This window comes from Caulobacter sp. GW821-FHT10A10, from assembly GCF_059415745.1.
This window is the reverse complement of record NZ_JBWKNV010000001.1, coordinates 96,381-121,803: the sequence shown is the minus strand read 5'-3', so window position 1 is coordinate 121,803 and position 25,423 is coordinate 96,381. Positions and strand designations below refer to the sequence as shown.

Annotated in this window: 32 protein-coding genes and 1 tRNA gene; 18 read left to right on the top strand and 15 right to left on the bottom strand. The window is 68.8% G+C overall.

Going from position 1 to position 25,423, the window contains the following annotated elements; all coding sequences use genetic code 11:
- Positions 1 to 10: 10 nt before the first annotated feature.
- From AC07NS_RS00655 to fixK, 7 genes are all read left to right on the top strand, one after another.
- Positions 11 to 838 carry a flagellin gene (locus AC07NS_RS00655; RefSeq protein WP_494600687.1) on the top strand — a complete coding sequence of 276 codons (828 nt, stop codon included), beginning with the start codon at positions 11 to 13 and terminating at the stop codon, positions 836 to 838.
- Positions 839 to 1,045: 207 nt separating this feature from the next.
- Positions 1,046 to 2,734, top strand: a complete 1,689-nt coding sequence (gene fliD / locus AC07NS_RS00650; protein ID WP_494600686.1) for a flagellar filament capping protein FliD — start codon at positions 1,046 to 1,048, stop codon at positions 2,732 to 2,734.
- Complete coding sequence (locus AC07NS_RS00645; RefSeq protein WP_494600684.1) at positions 2,721 to 3,092, top strand: flagellar protein FliS; 372 nt, start codon at positions 2,721 to 2,723, stop codon at positions 3,090 to 3,092. Before fliD ends, AC07NS_RS00645 begins: the two co-directional genes overlap by 14 nt.
- A 65-nt stretch (positions 3,093 to 3,157) precedes the next feature.
- A complete protein-coding gene (locus AC07NS_RS00640) occupies positions 3,158 to 3,877 on the top strand; it encodes an RNA polymerase sigma factor (protein ID WP_494600682.1) in 720 nt (239 codons plus the stop codon).
- A complete protein-coding gene (locus AC07NS_RS00635; RefSeq protein WP_494600681.1) occupies positions 3,825 to 4,040 on the top strand; it encodes a hypothetical protein in 216 nt (71 codons plus the stop codon). The genes AC07NS_RS00640 and AC07NS_RS00635 overlap by 53 nt, the downstream gene beginning before the upstream one ends.
- Positions 4,041 to 4,124: 84 nt before the next feature.
- Entirely contained in the window at positions 4,125 to 4,550 is a 426-nt protein-coding gene (locus AC07NS_RS00630) for a lysozyme inhibitor LprI family protein (protein ID WP_494600680.1), read from the top strand.
- 279 nt (positions 4,551 to 4,829) lie between these two features.
- The gene (fixK, locus tag AC07NS_RS00625) at positions 4,830 to 5,468 is read left to right on the top strand and encodes a transcriptional regulator FixK (RefSeq protein ID WP_494600679.1); all 639 of its coding nucleotides are present in this window, start codon (positions 4,830 to 4,832) and stop codon (positions 5,466 to 5,468) included.
- Positions 5,469 to 5,546: 78 nt separating this feature from the next.
- On the opposite strand, the gene bfr is transcribed toward fixK, so the two are convergent.
- Positions 5,547 to 6,029, bottom strand: a complete 483-nt coding sequence (bfr, locus tag AC07NS_RS00620; protein WP_058349593.1) for a bacterioferritin — start codon at positions 6,027 to 6,029, stop codon at positions 5,547 to 5,549.
- 152 nt (positions 6,030 to 6,181) lie between these two features.
- Complete coding sequence (locus tag AC07NS_RS00615) at positions 6,182 to 6,367, bottom strand: (2Fe-2S)-binding protein (RefSeq protein ID WP_110121027.1); 186 nt, start codon at positions 6,365 to 6,367, stop codon at positions 6,182 to 6,184.
- Positions 6,368 to 6,709: 342 nt separating this feature from the next.
- Between AC07NS_RS00615 and thiE the strand changes: the two genes are divergently transcribed.
- Both thiE and AC07NS_RS00605 read left to right on the top strand, forming a co-directional pair.
- The gene (thiE, locus tag AC07NS_RS00610) at positions 6,710 to 7,357 is read left to right on the top strand and encodes a thiamine phosphate synthase (RefSeq protein WP_494600678.1); all 648 of its coding nucleotides are present in this window, start codon (positions 6,710 to 6,712) and stop codon (positions 7,355 to 7,357) included.
- Between the two features lie 123 nt (positions 7,358 to 7,480).
- Positions 7,481 to 7,870: a hypothetical protein gene (locus tag AC07NS_RS00605; protein ID WP_494600676.1), complete on the top strand. Its 390-nt coding sequence runs from the start codon at positions 7,481 to 7,483 to the stop codon at positions 7,868 to 7,870.
- 176 nt (positions 7,871 to 8,046) lie between these two features.
- On the opposite strand, the gene AC07NS_RS00600 is transcribed toward AC07NS_RS00605, so the two are convergent.
- Complete coding sequence (locus tag AC07NS_RS00600; RefSeq protein WP_494600674.1) at positions 8,047 to 8,904, bottom strand: sigma-70 family RNA polymerase sigma factor; 858 nt, start codon at positions 8,902 to 8,904, stop codon at positions 8,047 to 8,049.
- Positions 8,905 to 9,031: 127 nt separating this feature from the next.
- Positions 9,032 to 9,355 carry a hypothetical protein gene (locus AC07NS_RS00595; RefSeq protein ID WP_494600672.1) on the bottom strand — a complete coding sequence of 108 codons (324 nt, stop codon included), beginning with the start codon at positions 9,353 to 9,355 and terminating at the stop codon, positions 9,032 to 9,034.
- A gap of 260 nt (positions 9,356 to 9,615) precedes the next feature.
- On the opposite strand from AC07NS_RS00595, the gene AC07NS_RS00590 reads away from it, so the two are divergent.
- From AC07NS_RS00590 to AC07NS_RS00580, 3 genes are all read left to right on the top strand, one after another.
- On the top strand, positions 9,616 to 10,413 hold the full coding sequence (locus AC07NS_RS00590) for an inositol monophosphatase family protein (RefSeq protein ID WP_199228554.1): 798 nt from the start codon (positions 9,616 to 9,618) through the stop codon (positions 10,411 to 10,413).
- A 263-nt stretch (positions 10,414 to 10,676) separates the two neighbouring features.
- On the top strand, positions 10,677 to 11,759 hold the full coding sequence (locus AC07NS_RS00585) for a glycerophosphodiester phosphodiesterase (protein ID WP_494600671.1): 1,083 nt from the start codon (positions 10,677 to 10,679) through the stop codon (positions 11,757 to 11,759).
- Positions 11,760 to 11,863: 104 nt separating this feature from the next.
- Positions 11,864 to 12,190: a hypothetical protein gene (locus AC07NS_RS00580; RefSeq protein WP_494600670.1), complete on the top strand. Its 327-nt coding sequence runs from the start codon at positions 11,864 to 11,866 to the stop codon at positions 12,188 to 12,190.
- Here AC07NS_RS00580 and AC07NS_RS00575 read toward each other — a convergent pair.
- From AC07NS_RS00575 to AC07NS_RS00565, 3 genes are all read right to left on the bottom strand, one after another.
- Positions 12,187 to 12,462, bottom strand: coding sequence for a type II toxin-antitoxin system RelE/ParE family toxin (locus AC07NS_RS00575; protein ID WP_494600669.1), 276 nt, complete (start codon positions 12,460 to 12,462; stop codon positions 12,187 to 12,189). The two genes, AC07NS_RS00580 and AC07NS_RS00575, sit on opposite strands and share 4 nt — an antisense overlap.
- A complete protein-coding gene (locus AC07NS_RS00570) occupies positions 12,462 to 12,713 on the bottom strand; it encodes a CopG family ribbon-helix-helix protein (protein WP_494600667.1) in 252 nt (83 codons plus the stop codon). Before AC07NS_RS00570 ends, AC07NS_RS00575 begins: the two co-directional genes overlap by 1 nt.
- Before the next feature lie 68 nt (positions 12,714 to 12,781).
- Entirely contained in the window at positions 12,782 to 14,635 is a 1,854-nt protein-coding gene (locus AC07NS_RS00565) for an ABC transporter transmembrane domain-containing protein (protein WP_494600666.1), read from the bottom strand.
- Positions 14,636 to 14,750: 115 nt separating this feature from the next.
- Between AC07NS_RS00565 and rpmE the strand changes: the two genes are divergently transcribed.
- On the top strand, positions 14,751 to 14,978 hold the full coding sequence (gene rpmE / locus AC07NS_RS00560; RefSeq protein WP_295109690.1) for a 50S ribosomal protein L31: 228 nt from the start codon (positions 14,751 to 14,753) through the stop codon (positions 14,976 to 14,978).
- A 232-nt stretch (positions 14,979 to 15,210) separates the two neighbouring features.
- On the opposite strand, the gene AC07NS_RS00555 is transcribed toward rpmE, so the two are convergent.
- Positions 15,211 to 15,789 (bottom strand): rhomboid family intramembrane serine protease, encoded by a 579-nt coding sequence (locus AC07NS_RS00555; protein WP_494600663.1) that lies wholly within the window; start codon positions 15,787 to 15,789, stop codon positions 15,211 to 15,213.
- Positions 15,790 to 15,825: 36 nt separating this feature from the next.
- Positions 15,826 to 17,601 carry a cell cycle sensor histidine kinase DivJ gene (divJ, locus tag AC07NS_RS00550; protein WP_494600661.1) on the bottom strand — a complete coding sequence of 592 codons (1,776 nt, stop codon included), beginning with the start codon at positions 17,599 to 17,601 and terminating at the stop codon, positions 15,826 to 15,828.
- 189 nt (positions 17,602 to 17,790) lie between these two features.
- Between divJ and AC07NS_RS00545 the strand changes: the two genes are divergently transcribed.
- Together AC07NS_RS00545 and AC07NS_RS00540 are read left to right on the top strand one after the other, a co-directional pair.
- The gene (locus tag AC07NS_RS00545; RefSeq protein WP_494600660.1) at positions 17,791 to 18,639 is read left to right on the top strand and encodes a sensor histidine kinase; all 849 of its coding nucleotides are present in this window, start codon (positions 17,791 to 17,793) and stop codon (positions 18,637 to 18,639) included.
- A 40-nt stretch (positions 18,640 to 18,679) separates the two neighbouring features.
- Positions 18,680 to 19,108 carry a SufE family protein gene (locus AC07NS_RS00540; RefSeq protein WP_494600659.1) on the top strand — a complete coding sequence of 143 codons (429 nt, stop codon included), beginning with the start codon at positions 18,680 to 18,682 and terminating at the stop codon, positions 19,106 to 19,108.
- Between the two features lie 85 nt (positions 19,109 to 19,193).
- Here AC07NS_RS00540 and AC07NS_RS00535 read toward each other — a convergent pair whose 3' ends face one another.
- The gene (locus AC07NS_RS00535) at positions 19,194 to 19,355 is read right to left on the bottom strand and encodes a hypothetical protein (RefSeq protein WP_162839355.1); all 162 of its coding nucleotides are present in this window, start codon (positions 19,353 to 19,355) and stop codon (positions 19,194 to 19,196) included.
- 78 nt (positions 19,356 to 19,433) lie between these two features.
- On the opposite strand from AC07NS_RS00535, the gene trhO reads away from it, so the two are divergent.
- The 3 genes from trhO (at position 19,434) to AC07NS_RS00520 (ending at position 21,339) form a co-directional block, all read left to right on the top strand.
- Positions 19,434 to 20,387 (top strand): oxygen-dependent tRNA uridine(34) hydroxylase TrhO, encoded by a 954-nt coding sequence (gene trhO, locus AC07NS_RS00530; protein WP_494600657.1) that lies wholly within the window; start codon positions 19,434 to 19,436, stop codon positions 20,385 to 20,387.
- A 66-nt stretch (positions 20,388 to 20,453) separates the two neighbouring features.
- A complete protein-coding gene (locus AC07NS_RS00525; RefSeq protein ID WP_494600656.1) occupies positions 20,454 to 20,810 on the top strand; it encodes a hypothetical protein in 357 nt (118 codons plus the stop codon).
- A gap of 76 nt (positions 20,811 to 20,886) precedes the next feature.
- Positions 20,887 to 21,339 (top strand): PA2169 family four-helix-bundle protein, encoded by a 453-nt coding sequence (locus AC07NS_RS00520; protein ID WP_110119553.1) that lies wholly within the window; start codon positions 20,887 to 20,889, stop codon positions 21,337 to 21,339.
- A 45-nt stretch (positions 21,340 to 21,384) separates the two neighbouring features.
- Here the strand turns inward: AC07NS_RS00520 and AC07NS_RS00515 are convergent, their stop codons facing one another.
- The 5 genes from AC07NS_RS00515 to AC07NS_RS00495 all read right to left on the bottom strand — a co-directional run bounded on the left by AC07NS_RS00515 (position 21,385) and on the right by AC07NS_RS00495 (position 25,422).
- The gene (locus tag AC07NS_RS00515; protein ID WP_494600654.1) at positions 21,385 to 22,080 is read right to left on the bottom strand and encodes a DUF6456 domain-containing protein; all 696 of its coding nucleotides are present in this window, start codon (positions 22,078 to 22,080) and stop codon (positions 21,385 to 21,387) included.
- Positions 22,077 to 22,481, bottom strand: a complete 405-nt coding sequence (gene gafY, locus AC07NS_RS00510; RefSeq protein ID WP_487288540.1) for a gene transfer agent production transcriptional regulator GafY/HdaB — start codon at positions 22,479 to 22,481, stop codon at positions 22,077 to 22,079. Before gafY ends, AC07NS_RS00515 begins: the two co-directional genes overlap by 4 nt.
- A 173-nt stretch (positions 22,482 to 22,654) precedes the next feature.
- A complete protein-coding gene (locus AC07NS_RS00505) occupies positions 22,655 to 23,392 on the bottom strand; it encodes a YceI family protein (protein WP_494600653.1) in 738 nt (245 codons plus the stop codon).
- 76 nt (positions 23,393 to 23,468) lie between these two features.
- Positions 23,469 to 25,232, bottom strand: coding sequence for a DUF885 domain-containing protein (locus AC07NS_RS00500; RefSeq protein ID WP_494600651.1), 1,764 nt, complete (start codon positions 25,230 to 25,232; stop codon positions 23,469 to 23,471).
- A gap of 115 nt (positions 25,233 to 25,347) precedes the next feature.
- Positions 25,348 to 25,422: transfer RNA gene (locus tag AC07NS_RS00495), tRNA-Gly, on the bottom strand.
- Position 25,423: the final 1 nt, after the last annotated feature.

The following is a 25,423-nucleotide window of genomic DNA, read 5'->3' as shown; positions in this document are numbered from 1 at the left end:
GGACTAGAACATGCCAGTTATCTCCACCAACACGGCCGCCAACACCGCCCTGCGCTACCTGAACAACAACTCGGCTGCGCAGAGCGAGTCCCTGGCGAAGCTGTCGAGCGGCTCGCGGATCGTCAGCGCGAAGGACGACGCCTCCGGCCTCGCCATCGCGACGTCCATGAACGCCGACGTGACCGTGCTGAACCAAGCCGCCACCAACGTGACCAGCGGCACCTCGGTGCTGAACACGGCGGACGGCGCGCTGTCGAACATCGCCGACATCCTGCAGCGTATGAAGTCCCTGACGGCCCAGGCCCAGTCGGGGAGCTCGAGCTCTGACGACATCAGCTACATCGACGCTGAATATCAGCAGCTGCTCGAGGAAGTGGACGACATCACGACGTCGACCACCTTCAACGGCATCACGCTTCTGGATGGCACGAGCGACTACGGCTCCACGGGCGGCGTCGACTTCATGGTCGGCACCTCGTCGAGCGACGTGATCTCGGTGAAGCTGGGCGACGCGGACACCGCCGCGCTGCTGATCAGCGGCACCTCGATCACCTCGACCTCGGCGTCGGGCCTGATGGACAAGATCGACGACGCGATCACCGACGTCTCGAAAATGCGAGCCGACGTGGGCGCCACCCTGTCGCGTTTCGAATTCCGGGGCGACGTGATCTCGACCTCGCTCGAAAACCTGGAGTCGGCCGCGTCGGCCATCACCGACGTGGACATCGCCAGCGAGCAGACCAACTTCACCAACGCTCAGACCCTGACCAGCGCAGCGATTTCGGCCCTCAGCCAGGCCAACTCGATGAGCCAGTCGCTTCTGAAGTTGCTGCAGTAGTCGGCTCAACCTGGAGCGTGACAGCCGAAAGTGTGTGCGGTTTCGGCGCCCGTCACGCTCCAAGTGCTTGGTTGAGAGCCTGCTTGTCCGTTTCGGATGTCTCATCCGAAACGGGCAGGCTCTCGACGGCGCGGGCCCGCTCGCGTCGTCCTGCAGACTGGGCGGGAGGATTCTCTGGATCCTCCCGCCGACTTTCCGGACATCGCCATGACGACGACCAGCACCGTCTCGACCTCGGGGTCGACGACCTACCTGACCGGCACGATCTCGGGGCTCGACACCGACTCGCTGATCGAGGCCGCCGTCGCGCAGAAGACCGCGCGCGCCGACACCATCGACGCCAAGGTCACGACCAACGAGACCAAGATCGCCTCCTACCAGGAGCTGCAGACGCTGCTGCAGGCGGTCTCGGACTCCATGGAGTCGCTGGCCTCGACGACCTACAGCTCGGTCTCGACCACCACCAACGCCTTCGACGAGAAGAGCGCTTATCTCACCGCCTCGGACGGCACCGACGCCACCGACGTGCTCGCGGTCAGCGCCGACGCCGACGCGGTAGCGGCCTCCTACTCGATCACCGTCACCCAGCTGGCAAAGGCGATGAAGGTGGCCTCGACCGCCCAGACCGCCGACACGGCCCTGGGCAAGGACGGCGTGTTCTCGCTGAACACCACCGACGGCACGGCCGCCCAGATCACCGTCACCTCGGACATGACGATCGAGGACCTGGCCGACGCCATCAACAACGTCAGCAGCGACACCGGCGTGGTCGCCACCCTGATCGCCAGCTCGACCGGCACGCGCCTGGTGATGTCGACCAGCGACACCAACCAGGAGATCACCCTCTCCACGGTCTCGGGCGACGACATCGGCCAGAGCATCGGCCTGACCGACAGCGCCGGCGACTTCTCCAACGTGCTGCAGGAAGCCCAGCCGGCCATCGTCACCATCGACGGCGTCGAGATCGAGAGCGACAGCAACGAGCTGACCGACACCATTCCGGGCCTGTCGATCTCGCTGCTGCAGGCCACCTCGGGCCAGACCATCACCCTCGACATCGAGGCCAACTACGACGACATCAAGACGGCGATCACCGACTTCATCACCGCTTACAATTCGCTGCGGTCGTTCGTCGTCACCAACCAGACGGTCGGCTCGGACGGCACGGTGTCGGACGACGCGGTGCTGTTCGCCGACAGCATCCTGCGCGACGTCAACCGCCGGCTCAGCGACATGCTGGGCGGGACCGCCGGTTCGGACGACGAGCTGACCGACCTGTCGGCCCTGGGCGTCACCATCAACGCCGACAACCAGCTGGAGCTGACCGACGAGACGACGCTCGACAACCTGCTGCTGACCGACCTGTCGAGCGTGGCCAAGTTCTTCGAGACCGGCTTCACCAGCAGCAACAGCAATCTCAAGCTGCTGAAGAACGACACCACCGTCTCGTTCGACTTCGACATGCAGGTCAACGTCACCGACGGCGCGATCTCCAGCGTGTCGGTGAACGGCGACTCCAGCCTGTTCACGATCTCCGGCAACCGGATCATCGGCGCGACCGGCTCGATCTACGAAGGCCTGTCCTTCGCCCTGGCCTCGCCGACCACCGGCACGATCTCGGTCGAGATCAACCAAGGCTTCGCGAACATGATCACGAGCCTGATCGACGACTACGCCAACACCTCCAACGGCGTGATCCAGCAGCGGATCGAAAGCCTGGAGACGGTCAACGAAGACCTCACCGACCAGTCCGACCAGATCCGCGACGACGCGGAGACGTACCGGACCAAGCTGATCTCGAAATACTCGGCGATGGAGACCGAACTCTACGCCGCCCAGATCCTCCAGCAGCAGATCGCAGCCATCTTGGGAGCCGACAGCAGTGACGACGACTAACCAGGCGCTCAGCGCCTACGCGGCCTCCAGCCGCCTTACCGCCAACCCGCGCGACGTGCTGGCTTCCGTGCACGAGGAGCTCTACCGCGCGATCGCCTCGGCAAAATTCGCCCATGAGCAGGGCAAGCTGGATCAAATGTGCCGACACGCCATGCGGGCCACCCAGATCCTGACCGCTCTGTCGACGACGCTGGATTTTTCGGCGGCCGGCAAGGACGGCGTAACGTTGCGGAAATTCTACCAATACGTGCTCGACGGCCTGCTTCGCGCCAGTCGCAGCAAAGATGTGTCCAATGTGTATCAAATCGTACTGGACTTGTTGCGCCCGTTTTGCAAAGAACTGCGTTCTGAAAAATAGCAAAGTACCGATAGTATCGGAAATGTATCGATCAAATACAGTAATGTAGTTATTCGATATATGGCATGCTGTTTGCCTGTTTCATTGCGATACAGCGATGGAGGCGAGTAATCGCCATGGCGAATTCAGCGACGATTGCGACGACGGGCGAGTTTGGTCTGTCTGACGTGCGCTCTGACGAGGAGCTGTTCCTGGCCTGCCGCGACGGCGACCAGACGGCTTTTCGGGTTCTGGTCGATCGGCACCTGCGCATGGTGCGGCGACTGGCGCTCAACGTCCTGGGCGACGTTCAGGAGGCCGAGGACGCGGCCCAGGAGGCATTTATTGCCGCCTGGCGCGCCCGCGAGCGCTGGACGCCGGAAGCCCGGTTCTCGACCTGGCTGCACCGCATCGCCGTCAACAAGGCCATCGATCGTCGCCGGGTCCGCAAGGCGACGCCGGAATCCCAGGAGGTCATCACCCGCCTGGCCGACGCTGAAATCCAGGCGCCGGCCCAGGCCGACGCCCTCGCCAATCTCGAACGCACGGAGACCGCCAAGACGCTTCAGAAAGCCCTCGACAAGCTTCCCGACACCCAGCGCCAGGCGCTGACCATGTTCTATTTCGAAGAGCTCGACGTCGGTAGAATCGCCGACGCCATGGACTGTTCGGAACAGGCGGTGCGCTCGCTCCTGAAACGGGGCCGGCAAACCCTCAAGACTCGACTCCAGAAACAGAAGAAGATCTGTGGCTATGGACCTGAAACTATTCGAAGCCCGGCTGAAGGCGCTGGGACCCGCGCTTGACCGCTGGCCGCCCGACGAGGCGGAGGCGGCGATCGCGCTGATGTCGACCTCGGAAGAGGCCCAGGACCTGTTCGCGACCCTGACCGCCGAGGATCTCGGCGTGTTCGACGACCCCGGCGGCGACCTGTCGGCCCTGGCCGACCGCATCGGCAAGGCGCTGTAGGGGAGGGCGGCCGCGTCCGCGCGCCTTGAAGCCGTCGTCATCGGCGGCGCATGCTGGGCGTCCTGCAACGCAAGGACGCGCCACATGCTCTTTCGACGCTCGATCCCCGCCGTGCTGCTGCTGACCCTGGCGGTCGCGACGCCGGCCCTGGCCCAGCCGTCACGGATCGACCCCGAGAAGGAATACTCCCCGGCCTACGACCGCTGCCTGAACAGCGGCGACGCCCTGAAGGGCGTGACCGTGGCCATGGCCGGCTGCACCAACGCCGAACTCCAGAAGCAGGACGCCCGCCTCAACCGCGCCTACAAGGCGGCCATGGCCAAGCGCTCCAAACCCCGGCAGGCCGGCCTGCGCAACGCCCAGCGCGCCTGGATCAAGCGTCGCGACGCCGAGTGCCAGCAAGACCTGACCGGCGGCACGATCGACATGCTGAACATCGGCGGCTGCCACCTGAGCATGACCACCGTGCGCGCCGTGGAGCTGGAGCGGATGGTCAAGGCGCGGCGGTAGGAACCTCCCCCTCTGGGGGAGGCGGCCGAAGGCCGGTGGGGGGAAGTTTTCAGCTTCCGAGGCGGCGGGTGATTTCGCAATCACACCCCCCAACCGATCGCTACGCGATCGCCTCCCCCACAGGGGGAGGTTCCCGCCGCGCGCACCCCCTCCCGAATTTGCGCCTACGCAAAAACCCTTATGCGCGGCCCCCGAATTTACCCCTACGCGGAGAAGGGGGAATGTGCCGGCGTCACGGGGCGGTCTCCCCACCGCCTCCTTCCTCCCCGGGAGCCTCCGATGCTGTCGCCCCTCCGTTTCGAGCCCGCCTCCGCCCAACCGGCCCTGCCGGGCGTCTCCGCCGGCGTCATCCGCTACGCGGCCGGCGAGGAGATCTTCGCCGAGGGCGACGCGGCCGATCAGGTCTATGAGCTGGTCGAGGGCACGGTGCGCACGGGCCGGCTGCTGCGCGACGGCCGCCGCCAGATCGACGCCTTCCACTTCGCCGGCGAGGCCTTCGGCTTCGAGGCCGGCGACATCCATCGCACCACGGCCGAGGCCGTCGGCGACGTCACCGTCCGCATCGTCCGCCGCCGGGCGCTCAGCGACCTGGCCGCCCGCGACGGCGACGTGGCCCGCAAGCTCTACCAGGTCACGATCGCCGGCCTGCAGCGCAGCCAGGACCACGTGCTGATGCTGGGCCGCCGCAGCGCCTGCGAGCGGGTGGCGGGCCTCTTGCTGCTGCTGGCCGACCGCAAGGGCGAGGCCGCCTTCGATCTGCCGATGAGCCGCCAGGACATGGCCGACTATCTGGGCCTGACCATCGAGACGGTGTCGCGCACCCTGACGGCCTTCCTGCAGGAAGGCCTGATCGCCCTGCCCACCGTGCGCCACGTCGAGCTGCTCGACCGCGACGCCCTGGAAGCGCTTTGCGAATAGGCTTGGGCGAATAGCAGAACGGCCTCCCCGCGGATGCTGGGAGGCCGTTCGACAATCTTCGAAGTCTCGTGAGGCGGATCAGGCCGCCGGCAGTTCGCCCATGGCGCTCTGCAGGTAGTTCTGCTCGCCCAGCGACTTGATCAGCGACAGCTGGGTTTCGAGGTAGTCGATGTGCTCCTCGGTGTCGTTGAGGATCTCGCGCAGCAGTTCGCGGCTGATGTAGTCGCGGGCCTGCTCGCACTGCACGATGCCAGGGACCAGCAGTTCGCGGTTGAACAGCTCGATCGACAGGTCGGCGGCCAGGCACTCGGGCACGGTCTCGCCGATCTTCAGCTTGTGCAGGTCCTGCAGGTTGGGCAGGCCCTCGAGGAAGAGGATGCGGTTGATCAGCTTGTCGGCGTGCTTCATCTCGCCGATCGACTCTTGATAGACGATTTGGCCGAGGCGCTTGAAGCCCCAGTTGTCGTGCATGCGGGCATGCAGGAAGTACTGGTTGACGGCCGTCAGCTCGTTGGTGAGCACAGCGTTGAGGACGCGGATAACGCCGGGATCGCCTTGCATGGCGGCCTCCTAAGGTTCGAGTTCGCCCGCACCCTTAAGCTGCTTTTCAAGCGCTTCAACAGTAATGTCTGCAAGTGTTTCGCAGCCTCACAGAAAAGCGTGAGAGTGCTTCGCGGTTACTGGAAATCGGCGACTTTGCGTCGCAAGACGCCTTATTCGGCGGCGAAAGCCAGAGCTTCACGGGATTCCTGAATCATCTGGCGCATCTCGCACACGCACTTGGCGCATTGGGCCTGGCAGCCCTTGTGGCGGAAGATGTCGGCCGGACGAGTCGCGCCCGCGTCGATCGCGGCGCGGACTTCACGCTGGCGGATGCCGTTACAATTGCAGACGTACAAGGAAAGAACGCCCTACCGAATGATTGTCATTCTCATCTAACAGTTTTCCACCGGTTTGCAACTGACTCTCAGTCGAGTTCGCAGCGGCGCGTCGTCACAGTAGAGGGGGCGCGCGGAGTAACGGCTGAGGGCTTGGCTCCCCTTTTCCCGAGCTTCCCCGCGAAGGCGGGGATCCAAGCTGAGCCGGCGGATCTGTCGCGGCGCAGCCTCATCCTGAAAGTCGGCTTGGGTCCCCGCCTTCGCGGGGATTTGACGGTGTATATGGGGCCTATCGGAGAGGGCCTTCCGGGCAAAGGCTCCCCCAAAGTCGCGCTCGGCCCCAAATCGGCGTAAAGGCGGCGCATGACGCTCGACTGCCGCCTCTATCTCATCACCCCGCCGTCCTTGCCGGACTTGGCCGACTTCGGCCGCCAGCTGGCCCGCGCCCTGGAGGGCGGCGACGTGGCGGCCCTGCAGATCCGCCTCAAGGACGTGTCCGACGACGTCGTGGCCGCCGCCGTCGCGGCCCTGGCGCCGATCGCCCGCGCCCGCGACGTGGCGGTGATCCTCAACGACCGTCCGGATCTGGCCGCCCGCCTCGACTGCGACGGCGTGCACGTGGGGCAGGGCGATACGCCCTATGCGAGCGCCCGCAAGCTGATGGGCAAGGACCGCATGGTCGGCGTCACCTGCCACGACAGCCGGCACCTGGCCATGGAGGCCGCCGAGGCCGGGGCCGACTACGTGGCCTTCGGGGCCTTCTTCCCGACCACCACCAAGGACGCCCCGATCGTCGCCGAGCCCGACATCCTGTCGATCTGGCAGGAGACGATGGAGGTCCCCTGCGTGGCCATCGGCGGCATCACCGCCGCCAACGCCGCGCCGCTGGCGACCGCCGGCGCCGACTTCCTGGCCGTCTCGGGCGGGGTGTGGGCCCATCCGGAAGGTCCGGACGCGGCCGTGGCGGCGCTCAACGCGGCGATCGCCGAAGGGCTCGCCGCCCGGGTCTAGGTCTGCATAACGGCGTTCTCTTGCCGTGGTTGTGCGACAGGCATAGCCTCCTCCCCAGCGAACGATAAACGGGGAGGGACCGCCATGAAGAAGCGGCTCGTAGCGTGTTTGCTTAGCGTACCCATGCTCGGCGCGAGCATGGTCTTTGGGGCGATGCCGGCCCTGGGAGAGAGCTGGAAGCCGGCCCCGGGCGAGGCCAAGACCTATTACGACGCCGATTTCCTGCGGGTGGACGAAAGCTCCGGCCTCGTCGTGCTGCGCATCGCCGAGGGCAAGGGCGCCGGCGGCCCTTACAAGTCGTGGCCGGCCGGCAAGGGCCCGATCATGATCTTCGCCCTCGACTGCGCCGCCGACAAATGGATGGACCTCGGCATGGACTTCGCCGGCGACAAGGGCCTGCCCAAGAACTGGCGCAAGGAAGCCAAGCTCGACGACATCTCCGGCGCCGCGGGCAAGGCCGGCAAGATGGCCTGCGAGACCAAGGACACCCTGCCCAAGGCGACGCTGCCTTGAAGACCCCCTCTCCCCTTGCGGGAGAGGGTGGCCTCGCGGAGCGAGGTCGGGTGAGGGGTCTCTCAGAACTTCAAAGCTGCATGCGGCTGTGAGGCCGGGGGGAGCGTCTCGATTTTGAGAGACCCCTCATCCGTCATCCTTCGGATGACACCTTCTCCCGCAAGGGGAGAAGGGTTCTACGCCTGCACCCGCGCCAGCTTGTCGGGGTTGCGCATGGTGTAGACGGCGGCGATGCGGCCGTCGACGATGTCCAGGCCCATGGTCTGGAACACCACGCCGTCGTGGGCCATCACCACGCCCGGCTGTCCGTTGATGCGGGCCAGGCGAGCGGTCGTGCCGTCGGGATGGGGCCACTTGCGGGCGATGCCTTCCAGCAGGCGCACGGCATTGTCGAGGCCGAACACCGGGTTCATGGTCGCCGAGACTTTGCCGCCGCCGTCTGCGTGCATGACCACGTCCTTGGCCAGTAGACCGCGCAAGGTGGCCGCGTCGCCGCTGAGGGCGGCCGCGACGAAGGCCTCGGTCAGGCGGCGCTCCTCGTCGGCGCTGGGCTTGTAGCGCGGCTTGCCGGCCTTGACGTGCTCGCGGGCCCGGGCGGCCAGCTGGCGCACGGCGGCCTCGGAGCGGTCCAGGGTGGCGGCGATCTCGGAAAAGGGCGTGTCGAACACGTCGTGCAGCAGGAAGGCCGCCCGCTCCAGCGGGGTCAGGCGCTCCAGCGCCAGCAGGAAGGCGACCGTCAGGTTCTCGCCCAGGCCGAAGGTCTCGTCGGCATCGACCAACGGCTCGGGCAGCCATTCGCCGACATAGAGCTCGCGCCGGGCGCGGGCCGACTTCAGGCGGTCCAGGCACAGGCGCGAGACCACGCGGTTGAGAAAGCCGGCCGGGTTGCCGACCTCGGCCGTCTCGACCTCGCGCCAGCGCAGCCAGGCGTCCTGCACGACATCCTCGGCCTCGGCGCGCGAGCCCAGCATGCGATAGGCCAGGCCCGTCATGGCGGGGCGGCGGTTTTCGAAGACGGCGTCGGCGGCGGTCATGATCAATCCCTCGGTTGCGCCGACAGGACGAGGCGACTGCGCCAGACGTGACATGGCCGCGAAGTTTTTTCGCGCCAATTCCGCTTACGCCGCCGGGTGGGGATCCCCGGCGGCGTGGCGGGCGGATTTACTCCGCGGCGGTGCTCGCGGCCGAACGCAGGGCGGCGTAGTCGGCGCGGGCCTGGCCGAGGGTCTCGGTCACGCACGAGGCGTAGTTGGGGTGGCGGCTGCTCTTCAGGGCGATCGTGCACACCCGGCGGGCGGCGCGGGTCAGCTCCTCGCTGACGACGGTCGAGGACTTGCCGGTCACCGACACGCGCTGCGAGGCGCCGCCCAGCAGGGTCTCGGCGGCGGCGGGTTGAGCCAGGGCCAGCAGGGCGGCGGCAGCGGCGGCGATCATGGGGAACTTGGTCATGTTGGTCGTGGTGGTCGTGTTGGTCATGTGGGTCATTGGGGGAGGACTCCTTCTATGCGCGTAGTTTGCGCGCGGCCTGACCCCTCGCTTTGCGCTGGATCAATTGCCGCTCTTAAAATTGACCGATCGGTCCCCTTTTTCAAGACACGCAGGGTTGACCGCGACAATTCGCCCCGTCTTGCCTTCGCGCGGCGCCGCGTCTAGGTTCCGCGCCCGCTCTTTCCCACTGTCATCGTCCGTCTCCCGCCGCCGCGCGTCCGCGCGTCGGTACAGGGAATTCCATAGGATATCCGCCCGTGCCCACGCCTTCCGCCCTTCTCAACGTGATGATCGACGCCGCGCGCAAGGCCGCCCGGGGTCTGGCCCGCGACTTCGGCGAAGTCTCCGAGCTGCAGGTCTCCAAGAAGGGCGCGGGCGACTTCGTGACCAACGCCGACCTCAAGGCCGAGCAGACCCTGTTCGAGATCCTCAGCAAGGCGCGTCCGGGCTACAGCTTCCTCGGCGAGGAGCGCGGCCTGATCGAGGGCACCGACAAGACCCACACCTGGATCGTCGACCCGCTGGACGGCACCACCAACTTCCTGCACGCCATCCCGCACTTCGCGGTCAACATCGCCCTGCAGCGCGAGGGCGAGGTCGTCGCCGGCGTCACCTACAACCCTATCACCCATGACCTGTTCTGGGTCGAGAAGGGCAAGGGCGCGTTCCTCGGCGCCGAGAAGCGCCTGCGCGTCGCCGCCCGCAAGCACATGGACGAGGCCGTGCTGGCCACCGGCGTGCCGTTCATCGGCAAGCCCGGCCACGGCCAGTTCCTGAAGGAGCTGCACCAGGTCAGCCAGAAGGTCGCCGGCGTGCGCCGCTTCGGCGCCGCCGCGCTCGACCTGGCCTGGGTGGCCGCCGGCCGCTTCGACGCCTTCTGGGAACGCAACCTGAAGCCCTGGGACGTCGCCGCGGGCGTCCTGATGGTCCAGGAATCGGGCGGCAAGGTCTCCACCATCGAAGAGCACGGCGACCCGGTGGAAGGCTCGTCGATCCTGGCCGCCAACCAGGACCTGCACCCGCTGGTGCTGAAGGCCCTGCACGCGGCGGGCTGAGGCTTCGAGCGTTCGATTGGAAGAGGGCTCCGGGACGAGGTTCCGGAGCCTTTTTCGTATGCGGATCGCTTTCTCTTTCCCCGCCTCCCTCGCCCTTGTGGCGAGGGCCCATGCCGGCGGCTGCTCGGACCTGGGTCGCTCTGCTGGGATCTGAGCAGGATCAGGCATGGATCCTGGGCACGAGGCGCAGGAAGGCGAAGAGGGTGGCCAAAGGGCCGCGACCCCCTCGCCAAACCGTCACATCCGCGCGCTAATCAGCGGCCATGACCCTACTGACCCGCCGCGCCATGACGACCGCCGCCCTCGCCGGCACGATGGGCGCCAGCATGATCCCCGCCATGGTCCGCGCCGGCGTGCGCAAGCCGATCGTCATCGCCCACCGCGGCGCCTCCGGCTATCGGCCCGAGCACACCCTGCTGGCCTATAGCCTGGCCATCGAGCAGGGCTGCGACTTCATCGAGCCCGACCTCGTCGTCACCAAGGACGGCCACCTGGTGGTGCGCCACGAGAACGAGATCGGCGGCACGACCGACGTCGCCAGCCGTCCCGAGTTCGCCGCCCGCAAGGCGACCAAGACCATCGACGGCGAAAGTCTGACCGGCTGGTTCACCGAGGACTTCACCCTGGCCGAGATCAAGACCCTGCGCGCCCGCGAGCGGCTGCCGCAGCTGCGTCCGGCCAGCGCCGCCTATGACGGCCAGGCCCAGGTCCTCACCTTCGACGAGGTGGTCGCCTTCGCCCGCTCGGAGAGCAAGCGCGTCGGCCGCACGATCGGCGTCTATCCGGAGATGAAGCACCCGGCCTATTTCGCCTCGGTCGGCCTGCCGATCGAAGGCCGCATGGTCGAGGCGCTCAAGCGCAACGACCTCAACTCCAAGACCGCCCCGGTGTTCGTGCAGTGCTTCGAGGTCGGGCCGCTGAAGGCCCTGCGCCTGAAGACCGCCGCCCGCCTCGTCCTGCTGGTCGCCGGGCAGGGCGGCCCGGCCGATCTGCCGGCCGTGAAATACGCCGACCTCGTCACGCCCGAGGGGCTGAAGGGCGTGGCGGCCTATGCCGACGGCCTGGGTCCGGAAAAGACCATGGTCGTGCCGCAGGACGCCCAGACGCTCTTGCCGGCCACCTCGCTCGTGAAGGACGCCCACGCCGCCGGCCTGCTGGTGCATCCCTGGACGGTGCGGGCCGAGAACTACTTCCTGCCAGCCAGCTTGCGGAAGGGCGATCCCGCCGCCGCCGACTTCCGGGCCAAGGCCGGCGATGCGAACGCGGTGCTGAAGGCGCTCTACGCCGCCGGCGTCGACGGGGTGTTCAGCGACTTCCCTGACCTGGCTGTCGCCGCCCGCGGCTGACCCGTCGTTAGGCGAGACGGACGTTTCTATCGGCCCGCCGCGTCATTCGTCACACGCGAGCGTTGCAAAGGCGGCATGCTGGCCTTCCAGACCGGGAGGCCTTCATGTCCGAACCGTTCCAGCTTTCCCTCGCCCCACGCCAGCTGACCCAGACCATCAATCCGTGGTCATGGAGCTTCGGCGACTTTTCCCTGTTCACCGTCAATCTCGGCACGTCGGGCAAGCCCGAGGTCGAGGCCCGGGTGCTCGACGAGGTCGGCAGCTACGGCCGCCAGATCGGCCGCATCGGCGAGGCGCTGGAGGTGCTGATCGACTGGGCCGAGAAGCAGGACCCCGCCCTGGTCGGCACCCCCGCCTTCGAGGACCTGCGCAAGCAGCTGCTCCACGTCTCCCTGATCAAGGAGCAGGAGACGGCGAAGGCGGAGAGCTAGCGATCTTCCAGCGTGTGCCAGACGCGCAGGATGAAGACCGCCGCGTCGGTGAGTTCGTAGCGTAGCTCATAGCCGCCGACGATCAGCCGCCGAACCTCGCGCGGTGCGAACTCCGCGAGCCGTTCGCCCAGTCGGGGCGTCGCCAGCAGGCGTTTCGGCGCGGCGACCAGTTCGCGGACGGTGCGGGCGGCCGCGCGCGGATTCACCTCCGCCAGGAAGGCATGGAGCCGTGCGAGGTCGGAGGCTGCCTTGCCCGTCCAGACTAGACGCATCAGCGCGGGTGCGTGTCGGCTTCGAGGCTTTCAGCCCAGGCTTCCATTGCGGCCTGTTCCACCAGGCGCCCGGCGTCGACGTCGGCAAGGCCTTCCAGGGTCATCGCCCGAAAGCGCTCCTCACGATCCGCCCAGGCGGCCAGGGCCTGACCGACCACCCAATCGGGAGACCGGTCCATGCGCACCGCCATCTGGTCGATCTGGTCGGCCAGCGGGGCAGGAACCTCGACAGTCAGGACCTTGGTGTTCACGGACATCTCCGAACCTGGATGGCCAGCATAGCCCATGTGGCCCTGCCTGCGAACAGTCCGTCCGAGCCTTACGCCGCCTCCACCCCGAACTGCAGCCGCGCCAGGCGGGCGTAGAGGCCGCCGCGGGCCACCAGCTCTGCGTGGGCGCCTTCCTCGACCACGCGGCCTTCCTCCATGACCACGATGCGGTCGGCCTGCAGCACGGTGGCCAGGCGGTGGGCGATGACCAGGGTGGTGCGCCCGCTCATGGCCGCGTCCAGGGCCTGCTGCACCAGCCGTTCGTTCTCGGCGTCCAGGGCGCTGGTGGCCTCGTCGAGCAGCAGGATCGGGGCCTGGCGCACCAGGGCGCGGGCGATGGCCAGGCGTTGGCGCTGGCCGCCCGACAGGGTCTTGGCGCGCTCGCCCACCGGCGTGTCGAAGCCCTGGGGCAGGGCGGTGATGAAGCCGGTGGCCTGGGCCGCCTCGGCGGCGGCGCGGGCCTCCTCCTCGGTGGCGTCCTCGCGGCCGAAGCGGATGTTGTCCATGGCCGAGCCCGAGAACAGCGGCGAGTCCTGGGCCACCAGGGCCATGGCCGCGCGCACCTCGGCGGGCTCGGCGTCGCGCAGGTCGACGCCGTCCAGGCGCACCGCGCCGCCCTGAGGGTCGTAGAAGCGCAGCAGGAGGCGCAGGACGGTGCTCTTGCCCGCGCCCGAGGGGCCGACCAGGGCGACGGTCTCGCCGGGCCTCACGGTCAAGCTGAAGCCGTTGAGCGCCGGCAGGTCGGGGCGGCCGGGATAGGCGAAGGCCACGTCCTCGAAGGCGATCTCGCCGCGCACCGGCGACGGCAGGGTCCTGGGCGCTTCCGGCGGGGCGATGCCCGGGCGGGCGTTCAGCAGGTCGGAGATGCGGTCCATGGCCCCGGAGGCCTTCTGCACGTCGCCCCAGACCTCACCCAGGGCGCCGACCGAGCCGGCGGCCATCACCGCCAGCATGGCGAACTGGGCCAGGGTTCCCGGCGTCATCTCGCCCGACAGCACCATGCGCGCGCCGAACCACAGCAAGAGGGTCACGCCGCCGAAGGCCAGGGTCATGACCAGCACCGTCATGCCGGCCCGGGCGCGGATGCGGCGCACCGAGGCGTCGTAGGCGGTCTCGACCGCCGAGCCGAACCGGCGGCCGGCCTCGCGCTCGCGCACGAAGGCCTGGACGGTGTCCAGCGCGTCCAGGCTCTCGCCGGCATAGCCCACGGCGTCGGCGAAGCGGTCCTGGGCGGTGACCGACAGCTTGCGCACCTTGCGGCCGACGAAGAACATCGGGGCTAGCACCACCGGCACCATCAGCACGATGAAGCCCGCCAGCTTGGGGCTGACCACGGTCATGTAGCCCAGGCCCCCGATCAGGCTGAGGGTGTTGCGCAGGGCGATCGAGGCCGAGGCCCCGACTAGCTGGTCGATCAGCGAGACGTCGGCGGTCATCCGCGACAGCACCTCGCCGGTGCGGGTCTTGAGGAAATAGGCCGGGTCCAGGGTCAGGACATGGTCGTAGAGCGTCCGGCGCAGGTCGGCGACGACGCGCTCGCCCAGGCGCGTGACGAAGAAGAAGCGCGAGGCCGTGGCCACGGCCAGCACCAGGGCGACGGCGGCCAGGGTCAGGAAGGTGTGGTTCACCGCCCCTTCGCCGCCCTTGGCGAATCCCTTGTCGATGACGTCCTTGAACGCCCCGGTCAGGCCCAGGGTCGCGCCGGTCGAGAACAGCAGGAAGAAGCCGGCGGCCAGGGCGTCGCCCACGTGGCGGCGCACGAAGGGCAGCAGATGGGCGAGCGGCCGGATGTCCTTGCGGCGCGGGCGGCGGGCGGCCGCCTCCGACAGGCTCTGGGCCAGTTCGGTCCCCGCGCCGGGGCGGCCTTCGACCGAAATCTCGCCGCCGTTAACGTCGCTCATCAACAGGGTCCTTGCCAAAAACGCGCGGGTTCTTTATAGCCGCGCGTCTTCGAGGGCCACCCCGCACGGCGGCGCTCACTCACATTTCACGCCGCCCTCTAGTCGGTTGGACCGCCCGATGAAACAAGACATTCACCCCGACTACCACTTCATCACCGTCACCCTGACCGACGGTTCGAGCTACCAGACCCGCTCGACCTACGGCAAGGAAGGCGCGAACCTGGCGCTCGACATCGATCCGCGCACCCACCCGGCGTGGACCGGCGGCAACGCCCAGCTGATGGACCGCGGCGGCCGCGTCTCGCGCTTCAACGCCAAGTTCGCCGGTTTCACCGCGAAGAAGTAAGACCGCAGGGTCTCGCCGTAAGGGCGACGAAAAGCCGGCTCCGCGTTCGCGGGCCGGCTTTTTCTGTATCTGGGCCCCAGATCCTCCCCCTCTGGGGGAGGTGGCCCGAAGGGCCGGAGGGGGGCGTTTTCAGCTTCCGCAGCGCGGACCGTCCACTCCTCCGTAAAATCCCCGCGAAAGCGGTTTTTCCCATTCCCTCTCCCGCAAGGGGAGAAGGATCATCGCACAAGGTTCAGGAGGAAGGCCCGCCGCCCCTCACCCGCAAGGCCATGCCCGCCGCCACGCCCATCGCCAACCCCGCCAGATGACCCGGCTTCACCGTCCCGTGGCCGCTGACCACGATGTCGAGCAACAGGGCGAGCGCGATCGCCGCCCCGGCCGCGATCCGTCCCCAAAGCGACACGCCGCGCGTGACGACCGCCAGGCCGCAGATCGCCAGATAGGCCTGGGAGGCGCCGGAGATGAAGGCGTCCGGCTGGGTGAAGACGGCGATCCACTGGCCCAGGGTCCCGCCGGCCAGGGCGACCAGGGCGGGCGCGAGCCGGCCGAGGCGCGCCTCGACGGCCAGGCCCACGCCGCCGATCACCAGCACGTTCAGCAGCATGTGCGGCGGCTTGACGTGCAGCCACTGCGAGGCGACCAGCCGCCAGGCTTGGTCCCAGGTGAAGGCCGAGCCCTTGATGGCCCCGAAGGCCACGAGGTCGCGGGAATGCTGCTGCACCCAGACGGGCTGGTGCAGGGCGACGGCGACCAGGATCCACGCCAGCAGCAGGCTGGCGGTCCAGATCAGGCAAGGCGATCGTTTGGCCAAGGCTCCCCCCGAAGCCGCCCCCGGGCGCTTAGAACCTCAGCGCGGCGGAGCGAAGCGGATGACGTTTTCGCCCAGGAAGGGTTCTTCGGCCTGGCCCTCGGAGGGCGGCTCGAACAGGTGCTCCATGGCGTCGGCGGTGGCCGTGGGGCTTTCCGGGACGGGCGGGGCGACCGGGGCGGCCAGCAGGATGGGCATGCGCACCGAGACGCTGGTGCCAGCCCCCAGGCGGCTTTCGACATGCATCTCGCCGCCGTGCAGCTGCGCGAAGGCCCGCACCAGCGACAGGCCAAGGCCGGTGCCCCTGGCGCGCTGGTCGACGCCGCCGGCCTGCTCGTAGGGGCGGCCCAGGCGCTCGAGGTCCTCGGGGCTGATGCCGACGCCGGTGTCGGCGACGACGATCTCCAGCATGCCGTCGTGGCCGTCGGCCGTGACCGTCACCTGGCCGCCGCGCGGGGTGAACTTCAGGGCGTTGGAAACCAGGTTCAGCACGATCTGCTTGAGCGCCCGGCGGTCGGCGTCGACGTCGAGCTCCCCGGGCGGCAGCACGCCGCGCAGCTGCACGCCGACGCTGTCGGCCTGGACGCGCAGCAGGCGCATGGCGGCGTTGACGGCCTCGCGGGCGTCGAACTCGCCGCGCGACAGCTCGAAGCGCTCGGCCTCGATCTTCGACATGTCGAGCACGTCGTTGATCAGGTCCAGCAGGTGGCGGCCGCTCTCGTGGATCAGCTCGGCGTATTCGCCGTAGCGGTCGGTCAGGGGACCGAACATCCGGGCGCGCATGATGTCGGAGAAGCCCATGATGGCGTTCAGCGGCGTGCGCAGCTCGTGGGACATGTTGGCCAGGAAGCGGGCGCGGCCGGCGGCCAGCTGCTCGGCGTCGTTGCGGGCCTGGTCCAGCTGCAGCAGGTGGCGGGTCTCGGCGGTGACGTCGCGCATCACGCCCACCAGCACGCCCGGGCCGACGCGGCGCAGGGTCAGCGACAGGGTCTTTTCCGGGGCCTCGGCGGCCGGGAAGGTCAGGGTCGCCTCACGCTCGCGCAGGGCCTGGCCCAGGGCGAAGTCGACGCGGGCGCGCTCGCCCGGCACGGCGGCCTGCGACAGGCCGTCGATCATGATCCGGTCCAGCGCCGCGCCCTCGGGGGCGACGCCGCGCACCGTGCGCACGCGGCCTTGCAGGGTGACAACGAAGGCCAGGAACGGCAGGCCGTCCAGCAGGGTCGAGAGGGCGGTCAGCTCCGACAGGTTGCGCACGTCGCGCTCGCCGGCCCTGCGGTGGGTCAGCATCAGGCCGGCGGCCAGGCCCAGGCCCGTGGTGGCCACGGCCAGGAAGCCGAGGATGAAGGCGGTCGGACCCGTCGGAGCGGGCGGAGCCAGGCCCGACAGCTGGACCAGGGCCGCCATGGCCCCGCCGATCAGGGCCAGGGCCGCGCCCTCGGCCAGGCGGCGTGGAGCGGCTAGCGTGGAGGCGGCTGCGACGGGGGCCAGGCACCAGGCGCTCATCGCGCCCGAGACGCCGCCGGTCAGGGCCGCGGCCAGGGCGCCGCCGGCGGCCCAGCCGACCAGCAGCAACGACTGGACGCGCTCGTCCTCGCTGTCGCCCAGCAGCAGGGCGGCGATGGCGGGCAGGGCGCCGGCCAGCAGGGCGATCCACACCGGCCAGCCGGTGGAGGCGGGAACGAAGGCCACCGCCCCGCCGGCCAGCAGCGCGGCCGCCAGCCAGCCCAGACGCCAGGCGCGCGCCGTCTCCCGCCCCGAAAGGACGGGGCGGAGGGCGGCTTCATCCTGCCGCGTCTGCACCGGGTCGATGTCCAAGGGGGCGGGTCCGCCTCGAAGTGGTTGTTATTGGTGAATCCTAACCCCGGTTCGGCCCTTCTCCAAAGCACGCACAATTGTGGGGCGACCGGGCGAGTCCAGCTTCTTGTGGACGGAAACGGATTCGTAAGCGGGTTGGTTCAGGGTGGCACAGAATGCCTTTGCGGACAGAAGGTCCGGGAGTTTCACATGTCTCAGACGGCGTCCGCGGACGCTTCGACATCAGCCGAAGACCTCGCCGAAAGCGCGGGCGGTGCTGATTCGCGCCAGGCTCAGCGGCCTTCGGAAGGGCCCACCGCGACGTTTCGCCGCGCGGCGGCCCGCGCCCGTCGCAAGGCCGCCCTCGACGACCAGAAGCGTTCATTCCTGCGCATGGTCAGCCACGAACTGCGCACGCCCCTGAACGCCGTCATCGGCTTTTCCGAGATCCTGGCCAGCGAGCTCTACGGCCCGCTCGGCGCGCCGCAGTACAAGGAATACGCCAAGCTGGTGCACGAGAGCGGCCTGAAGCTGCTCAAGCTGGTCAACCAGATCGTCGAGATCGCGCGCCTGGAAGGCCATGTCACCGATCTCGACGTCGCCGCCGAGCCGCTGGACGAGGCGGTTGAGGATGTGATGGCCCAGCTGCGCGCCGAGTGCGAAGCCCGCGGCGTGGTGATGAGCGCGCCGGACCTGGTGGGCATGCCCGCCGTGCTGGCCGACCGCCGGGGCCTGCGCACCATCCTGTCGAACCTGCTGCAGAACGCCGTCGCCCACTCACCTTCGGGTGGGGTGGTGGCGATCGAGGCCGAACTGGTCGGCGGCGGCATGGTCGAGATCTCGATCCGCGACCAGGGCGAGGGGGTGGAGCAGGGCGACCTGCAACGCCTTCTGAAGCCCTTCGAGCAGGCGGGCACCTCCCTGACTCGCAGCGGCGAGGGCGCGGGCCTGGGCCTGCCGATCGTCGACCTGCTGACGCGAGCCATGAACGGCGCGCTGCGGCTGAAGTCGGCGCCGGGGCAGGGGCTGACGGCGATCGTGACCTTGCCGGGCGCCTGATCGCTTGCATCGGGGCCTCGCCCCGCCTAGATGCCGCGCCATGAGCACCGACCCCAACGCCGCCCTTGATGAACTGGCCGACGAGTTCGAACTGCTCGGCGACTGGGAAGAGCGCTATCGCTACGTGATCGAGCTGGGCAAGGACCTGGCGCCGCTCACGCCCGAGGAACACTCGGAAGACAACAAGGTGCGCGGCTGCGCCAGCCAGGTGTGGCTGGTCACTGAACCGCAGGGCGACGGCACGATCCGTTTCCGCGGCGACAGCGACGCCCACATCGTCAGCGGTCTGATCGCCATCGTGCTGCGGCTCTATTCGGGGGCTGCGGCCGGCGACATCGTCGCCTTCGACGCCTCGGCCGCCATGGCGCGCCTGGGGCTGTCGGAAGCTCTGTCGTCGCAGCGCTCCAACGGCCTCAAGTCGATGGTGGCCCGCATCCAGCGTGACGCGGCGGCGGTGGCGGGCGTCTGATAAGGGGACCTCGCTCTCCCATTTGCCGTCATTCCCGCCACAAGGGCGGGAATGACGGGAGAAAGAGAGAAGTCGTCCCTATTCTCTAGAAGAAGCCCGCCCTGTTTCCGATGAACACGATGGCCACGATGATCAGCAGAAGCTGGATCAGCCAGTTCACGGGCGAGGGGATCGGCGAGCGCTGGACGGCGTAGAGCGCCAGGCCAAGCAGCACGAGGGCGATGATGACGGTGATCAGGATGCTCATGGCGCGGTAAACCCGCGTTCGGCGCGCTTGGTTCCGGCCGTGCTTGAGCCCGGGGCGTCGATCTTCTATGGCCCGCCCATGACCTCGCCCTGGCGCATCGCCGCCCTCTACCGTTTCGCGACCTTCGACGATCCCGACGCCATCCGCGCCGATCTCGCCAAGCTGTGCTGCGGGCTGAAGATCAAGGGCACCCTGCTGCTGGCCCGCGAGGGGATCAACGGCACCATCGCCGGCACGCCCCAGGCCATCGACGCGGCCATCGCCCACATCCGCGCCCTGCCGGGCTGCGAGACGCTGGAGCTGAAGTTCGCCGACGCCGACGCGCCGCCGTTCCACCGCCTGAAGGTCAAGGTGAAGGCCGAGATCGTCACCCTGGGCGAGCCCGACCTCGATCCGGCCCACAATCACGGCGTCCATGTCGCTCCGGCCGACTGGAACGCCCTGATCGCGCAGCCCGACGTGATCGTGATCGACACCCGCAACGGCTACGAGGTCGATTGCGGAACCTTCGAGGGCGCGATCGATCCGGCCACGCCCAGCTTCGCCGATTTCCCCGCCTGGTTCGACGCCTACGGCCAGACCTGGGATCCCGCCAAGCCGGCCCCCAAGGTCGCCATGTTCTGCACCGGCGGCATCCGCTGCGAGAAGTCGACGGCCCTGCTGAAGGCCCGCGGCGTCGACGAGGTCTTCCATCTCAAGGGCGGGATCCTGAATTACCTGGAGACCGTGCCCCAGGACGAGAGCCTGTGGCGCGGCGAATGCTTCGTGTTCGACGAGCGGGTGGCCGTGGGTCATGGCCTGTCGGAAGGCTCGCACGTGCTGTGCCGGGGCTGCCGGATGCCGGTGTCGGAGGCGGGCCGGGCTTCGCCGCTGTACGTCGAGGGCGTTTCCTGCGCGCGCTGCCACGATGCGCGCAGCGACGACCAGAAGGCCCGTTACGCCGAGCGTCAGCGTCAGGCGGCGCGGGCGATCGAACTGGGCATCGACCATGTCGGCGCGGCCTTGCCGGTCAAGCCTTCGCGCGAAACCTGACGGATCGTCGGCGGCCTCACGGCGTTATTCCGACCGAGCCCTCTTTCTCGGACACGGAGATGACCCATGGTCGCCTATGACCCCACCCTGAATCCTGGCCAGACGAACGGCGCCGGCCCGGCCCGCGCTCGCCAGGGCCTGATCGACACCCTGTCGGACAAGGTCTCGACCTTCCTCGACCAGCATTCCAAGTCGCCTGAACCCCAGGCTCCCGTCGCCGACTACGCCGTCGGCGGGCCGGCGAAGAAGCCGCTGACCATCGCCGGCCGCGATATCCAACTGGGCGGCCGCACCATCCCGCTGGCCGTCGCCGTGCTGGGCGGGGCGGTGCTGGCGGGCCTGCTGATCAACAAGCGCACGCGCGGCGCGGCGATCACGGCGGCCGGCACGGCCTGGACCTTCCTGCAGTCGAAGAAACCGTAAGGCGCCGCTTCGAACCTTTCGCGAGGGGGCCGCGTTGCTGCGGTCCCTCCCTTCGAAACGCCACAGGAGTTCACCCATGGCCCATACGAACGAAGACCACATCAAGCTCGTCAACGGCCTGGTCGAGATCACCATCGACAGCGCCGACGGCTATGAGGCCGCCGCCCGCGACGCCGAGAGCCGCAGCTTCAAGTCGCTGTTCGAAGCCCGCGCCCAGGAACGTCGCGGCGTGGTCTCCGACCTGCAGAGCGAAGTGCGCCGCCTGGGCGGCACGCCCGACGACGACGGCAGCATCCTGGCCGCCGCCCACCGCGTGTTCCTGAACGTCCGCGACTCCCTGACCAAGGGCGACGAGTCCGTGGTCAAGACCGTCGAGGACGGCGAGGACCACATCAAGGCCAAGTACGAAAAGGCCCTGGAAGACCTCGACGTGGATCCGCAGACCCGCCGCGCCATCGAGGCCGCCTACGCCAAGGTCAAGGCCGGCCACGACCAGATGCGCGACATCAAGCACGCGCAGAGCCACTGACGACGCTGAGCCAGGGGGCGGTCGAGACCCGACCGCCCCCTGGCCTCACAGCATGCCGTAATGCGCCGCCAGGCGCTGCAGGGCCGCCCTCAGGGCGGCCTTGCCCGTTCTGGGCTTGAGGCCCAGGGCGACCTCCGTGGCCTGGAGCGAGGCGCCGTGCAGGCAGATCGGCGACAGGATCGCCCTCTGCTCGGGCGCCAGCGCCATCATCGCCCGGGCCATCCGGGCCTTGGCCCCGATCGCGCGCTCGGCGGGCTCCAGGCGCGGACCGCTGCCGCGCGGCGTCGGGTCCCAGTTCATGGTCAGTCGGCCCAGCAGGCCCGAAGCGTGGGCGTCGGCCTCCAGGCGCTGGCCCGCCGCGCGCTCGACGGCGCTGAGCAGGCCGCGGCTGAACAGCCAGTCCAGCGGAGCGGCGCCGAAATTGGCCCGATGCGCCGTGGCCTCGCCGTTCTCGACCACCACCTTCTGGCCCTCGACGACGCCGGGACGGCCGGGCGGCGTGGGTTGCGGCGCGCGACCCAGACGCCAGCCGCCCTCGGGGCGAGGGACCAACTGGTGGACCAGCTTTCGGAAGGCGGCCTCGTCGATGGTCAGCATCGGCTTGCGCCCACGGGCGAAGCGCACGGCGTAGGCGAGACCCCGGGCCTCGATCACCGAGCCGGCGCGGGCCAGCAGGCGGGCGGCGCGGTCGGCCAGGTGCTCGGCCTCCAGGTCGCGCTCGACAATGGCGGCGACGCTCATCGGTCGATCCCCGCGGCGTTGGCGAACACCATGCCGGTCAGATCCGGAATGGTCTCCGGCGCCTGGCGCACGCAGGCCTCCAGCGCGCTCATGCGGGCGTCGAACACCCGGTCCTCGCGCATGTCCTCGATACGGTGGCAGGCGTGGGCGCAGGTGGTGCGGTCGCGGCCGAAGGCGAAGGCCACCCGGGCCAGCGGCCAGTGGAAGATCACGTGGGCCAGATAGATGGCGATCTGCCGCGCGCGGGCGGCGGTCTTGGACGCGCGCTTGTCCGAGACGATGTCGGCGGGCGCGACGCCGGTGGCCAGGGCCACGGCGTGGGTGACGAAGGCCGCGGCGAGACGGTCGCGACGCGGATCGGGCGAAATCGCCCAGGCCTCCTCCAGGATTTGAGCGAGCATGGCGGTCCCTCAAGAGCGGCGCCCCCACGGCGCCCATGAGCATCAGCCTAGGCTGATATTCCTCCTGTAGGATAACTTTCCTATTTCGCGCGTCTAGTCGGAATTTAAACCACTGATTGTATTCGCTTGGATGGTCGCCGATCCCCGTCACGCGACGGGGATCGGCGTTCGATTCAAGGATTGGCGGGCGCGGCCGGGGCGGTCGCCGCCGGCGGGTTGGGCTTCAGCAGTTCGGCCTCGATGGCGACCGTGACCTCGTCGCCGACGCCCATGGTCGAGCCGGGCTTGGGCACGCCGTAGCTGACCCCGAAGTCCGAGCGCTTGAAGCTGCCGCTCAGCGAGAAGCCGATGCGGGCGTTGGGGTCCATCGGCGGGAAGCCGCCGTAGCCGCCGTTGAACTTGGCCTTCAGGGTCACCGGCTTGGTCACCCCGTGCAGGGTGAGGTTGCCGGTGACGTCGGCGGTGTCGGGGCCGGTGGTCTCGACCTTGGTCGAGCGGAAGGTGATGGCCGGGTACTTGGCCGCGTCCAGCCATTCGGCGCCGAGCAGTTCGTCGGTGAAGCCGGGCGGCGGGGCGGGAAGGGTCAGGGAGCTGGTCTTGATGCTGGCCTCGACGCTGGCGGCGGCGGGCGCCTTGGGATCGAGGTTCAGCTTGACGTCGAAGTCGGTGAAGCGGGCCGTGTACCAGGAGAAGCCCAGGTGGCTGAGCTTGAACGACAGGTCGGCGTGCGACTTGTCCAGCTTGTACTCGCCGGCCGGCAGGTCGGCGGGCGGCTTGGCCGGGGAGGGCGCGGCGGCGGAGGCTTCACCGGCCGGCGGCGGCGTCTGCGTCTTGGCGACCTTCGGGTCGGAGCAGGCCGCCAGGGCCAGCAGCAGGGCGCCGCCGATCACGAACTTCGAGGCGTAGGACATGAAACCTCCCTTTTCTGTTGGGCGGGGAGGTTCGGCCCGGGGCGACGATGCGGTCAACCCCGGGACGTTGTGACGCTTACGACTTCTTTTTGCGCTCGGCGATCCAGGCGTCGGTGCGGGCGTCCAGCACCGCCAGCGGCGTCGAGCCACCCAGCAGGACGAGGTCGTGGAAGGCCCGCTCGTCGAACTTCGGGCCCAGTTGGTCCTGCGCCCGCTTGCGCAGCTCCAGGATCTTCAGTTCGCCGATCTTGTAGGACAGAGCCTGGCCCGGCCAGGAGACGTAGCGCTTCAGCTCGACCTCGATATTGGTCGGCGACAGGGCGGTGTTGTCGGTGAAGCAGGCGCGGGCCTGGTCCAGGCTCCAGCCCTTGGCGTGGATGCCGGTGTCGGCCACCAGCCGGCAGGCGCGCCACATCTCGTAGGACAGGCGGCCGAACAGCTCGTAGGGGTCGCGATAGATGCCCATCTCCTCGCCCAGCCATTCCGAATAGAGCCCCCAGCCCTCGCCGAAGGCGCTGAAATAGAGGTTCTTGCGGAACTCGGGGCCGGTCTGCTCCTGGGCCAGCGAGGTCTGGACGTGGTGGCCCGGCGCGCCCTCGTGCAGCACCAGTGCCGGCAGTTCGTAGAGCGCCCGCTGGTCGAGCTCGGAGGTGTTGATCATCAGCCCGCCGGCGCGGCCCGCCTTGGGATCGCCGCCGAAATAGCGGCCGGTGGTGTAGCCCTTCTCGATGCTGGCCGGCACGGGGCGCACGCCGTAGGTCAGGCGCGGCAGGGTGCCGAAGTGGGCCGGCAGCTGGTCGTCGGCGCGCTTGGCGATTTCGCTGGCCTTCTCCAGCAGCTGCTGGCGGCTCGTCGCATAGAACTTCGGATCCTTGCGCAGATAGGCCAGGAAGGCCGGCAGGTCGCCGTCGAAGCCGGCCTGCTTCATCACCGTCTCCATCCGCGCGCGGATGCGGCGCACCTCGGCCTGGCCGATCTCGTGCACCTGGTCGGGGGTCATGTCGGTGGTCGTGTAGCGCTTGACCAGGAAGGCGTAGTAGCGCTTGCCGTCCGGCAGGTCGGAGGCCGCCAGGCTCTTGGCGGCGTGCGGCACGTATTCGGTCTGCAGGAAGGTCACGAAGCCGGCGCGGGCAGGGGCCACCTTGTCCTTCAGCACCGCCTCGCCCTCGGCGATCAGGGCGGCCTTGCGATCGGCCGGCACGCTGGCGGGCAGGGCGCGCAGCGGGGCCAGCAGCGGGTCCTCGGCGATGGGCGTGGCGGCGGTGCGCTGGGCGCGGTCCAGCACCGACTCGGCGGTCGAGCGGGCGTGGACGAAGCCGGTGGCGATCCCGCGACGGGCCTCGGCGATGTTGGCGGCGTACCACTCCGGGCTCTGGGCCAGCAGGGCGATCCACTTCTTCGCCTCGGCCTCGTCCTTCAGGCGCATGCCGTTGGCGCGATAGAGCAGGGAGACGTCGAAGCCGCCGTCGCTGCTGAACGGCATGCGGCTTTCGTCGAACGACAGGCCGGTGAGCTTGTCGTCCAGGCTCCAGGCCAGGATCTGGTGGGTCAGCTTCTCGTCTTCGCTCAGGCCGGCGGCGTCGACCGCGCCCAGCAGGGCCTTGGCCTTCTCGTAGCGGGCCTTGCGCTCGGCGTCGGCCTTGGGGCCAACGGGGGGGAACCGCCAGCGCGAGGCGTCGGTGGCGCTCTCGTCGTCGTCCACGGCCGAGACCGACTCATAGGCCTTCACGGCTTCGGTGAGGCGGGCCGAGGCGCTGACCTGGGCCGCCTGAGCCGATCCGGCCAGCAACACGGCCGACAGGGCCGCGCCGGCGGCGAGGCGGAGAAGATGATGGCGCATGAACGCTCCCCGAAGTGGACAGGGGCGAGGTTAGATCATGTCGCCGCGCGCGGCCAAACGGCCAAGCCGAAGCTTTCGGATCATTTCCTGGGATGGAAAAGGAGAGAGAAGAAAATGGAGCGGGCGAAGAGATTCGAACTCTCGACATCCACCTTGGCAAGGTGGCGCTCTACCACTGAGCTACGCCCGCA

Bases quoted from the DNA above. Each gene is read 5' to 3' on its own strand.
- AC07NS_RS00655 (WP_494600687.1), top strand. From the start codon at position 11: ATGCCAGTTATCTCCACCAACACGGCCGCCAACACCGCCCTGCGCTAC.
- fliD (WP_494600686.1), top strand. From the start codon at position 1,046: ATGACGACGACCAGCACCGTCTCGACCTCGGGGTCGACGACCTACCTG.
- AC07NS_RS00640 (WP_494600682.1), top strand. From the start codon at position 3,158: ATGCTGTTTGCCTGTTTCATTGCGATACAGCGATGGAGGCGAGTAATC.
- AC07NS_RS00635 (WP_494600681.1), top strand. From the start codon at position 3,825: ATGGACCTGAAACTATTCGAAGCCCGGCTGAAGGCGCTGGGACCCGCG.
- AC07NS_RS00630 (WP_494600680.1), top strand. From the start codon at position 4,125: ATGCTCTTTCGACGCTCGATCCCCGCCGTGCTGCTGCTGACCCTGGCG.
- fixK (WP_494600679.1), top strand. From the start codon at position 4,830: ATGCTGTCGCCCCTCCGTTTCGAGCCCGCCTCCGCCCAACCGGCCCTG.
- bfr (WP_058349593.1), bottom strand. From the start codon at position 6,029: ATGCAAGGCGATCCCGGCGTTATCCGCGTCCTCAACGCTGTGCTCACC.
- thiE (WP_494600678.1), top strand. From the start codon at position 6,710: ATGACGCTCGACTGCCGCCTCTATCTCATCACCCCGCCGTCCTTGCCG.
- AC07NS_RS00605 (WP_494600676.1), top strand. From the start codon at position 7,481: ATGCTCGGCGCGAGCATGGTCTTTGGGGCGATGCCGGCCCTGGGAGAG.
- AC07NS_RS00600 (WP_494600674.1), bottom strand. From the start codon at position 8,904: ATGACCGCCGCCGACGCCGTCTTCGAAAACCGCCGCCCCGCCATGACG.
- AC07NS_RS00595 (WP_494600672.1), bottom strand. From the start codon at position 9,355: ATGACCCACATGACCAACACGACCACCACGACCAACATGACCAAGTTC.
- AC07NS_RS00585 (WP_494600671.1), top strand. From the start codon at position 10,677: ATGACCCTACTGACCCGCCGCGCCATGACGACCGCCGCCCTCGCCGGC.
- AC07NS_RS00580 (WP_494600670.1), top strand. From the start codon at position 11,864: ATGTCCGAACCGTTCCAGCTTTCCCTCGCCCCACGCCAGCTGACCCAG.
- AC07NS_RS00575 (WP_494600669.1), bottom strand. From the start codon at position 12,462: ATGCGTCTAGTCTGGACGGGCAAGGCAGCCTCCGACCTCGCACGGCTC.
- rpmE (WP_295109690.1), top strand. From the start codon at position 14,751: ATGAAACAAGACATTCACCCCGACTACCACTTCATCACCGTCACCCTG.
- AC07NS_RS00545 (WP_494600660.1), top strand. From the start codon at position 17,791: ATGTCTCAGACGGCGTCCGCGGACGCTTCGACATCAGCCGAAGACCTC.
- AC07NS_RS00540 (WP_494600659.1), top strand. From the start codon at position 18,680: ATGAGCACCGACCCCAACGCCGCCCTTGATGAACTGGCCGACGAGTTC.
- AC07NS_RS00535 (WP_162839355.1), bottom strand. From the start codon at position 19,355: ATGAGCATCCTGATCACCGTCATCATCGCCCTCGTGCTGCTTGGCCTG.
- trhO (WP_494600657.1), top strand. From the start codon at position 19,434: ATGACCTCGCCCTGGCGCATCGCCGCCCTCTACCGTTTCGCGACCTTC.
- AC07NS_RS00525 (WP_494600656.1), top strand. From the start codon at position 20,454: ATGGTCGCCTATGACCCCACCCTGAATCCTGGCCAGACGAACGGCGCC.
- AC07NS_RS00520 (WP_110119553.1), top strand. From the start codon at position 20,887: ATGGCCCATACGAACGAAGACCACATCAAGCTCGTCAACGGCCTGGTC.
- AC07NS_RS00515 (WP_494600654.1), bottom strand. From the start codon at position 22,080: ATGAGCGTCGCCGCCATTGTCGAGCGCGACCTGGAGGCCGAGCACCTG.
- gafY (WP_487288540.1), bottom strand. From the start codon at position 22,481: ATGCTCGCTCAAATCCTGGAGGAGGCCTGGGCGATTTCGCCCGATCCG.
- AC07NS_RS00505 (WP_494600653.1), bottom strand. From the start codon at position 23,392: ATGTCCTACGCCTCGAAGTTCGTGATCGGCGGCGCCCTGCTGCTGGCC.
- AC07NS_RS00500 (WP_494600651.1), bottom strand. From the start codon at position 25,232: ATGCGCCATCATCTTCTCCGCCTCGCCGCCGGCGCGGCCCTGTCGGCC.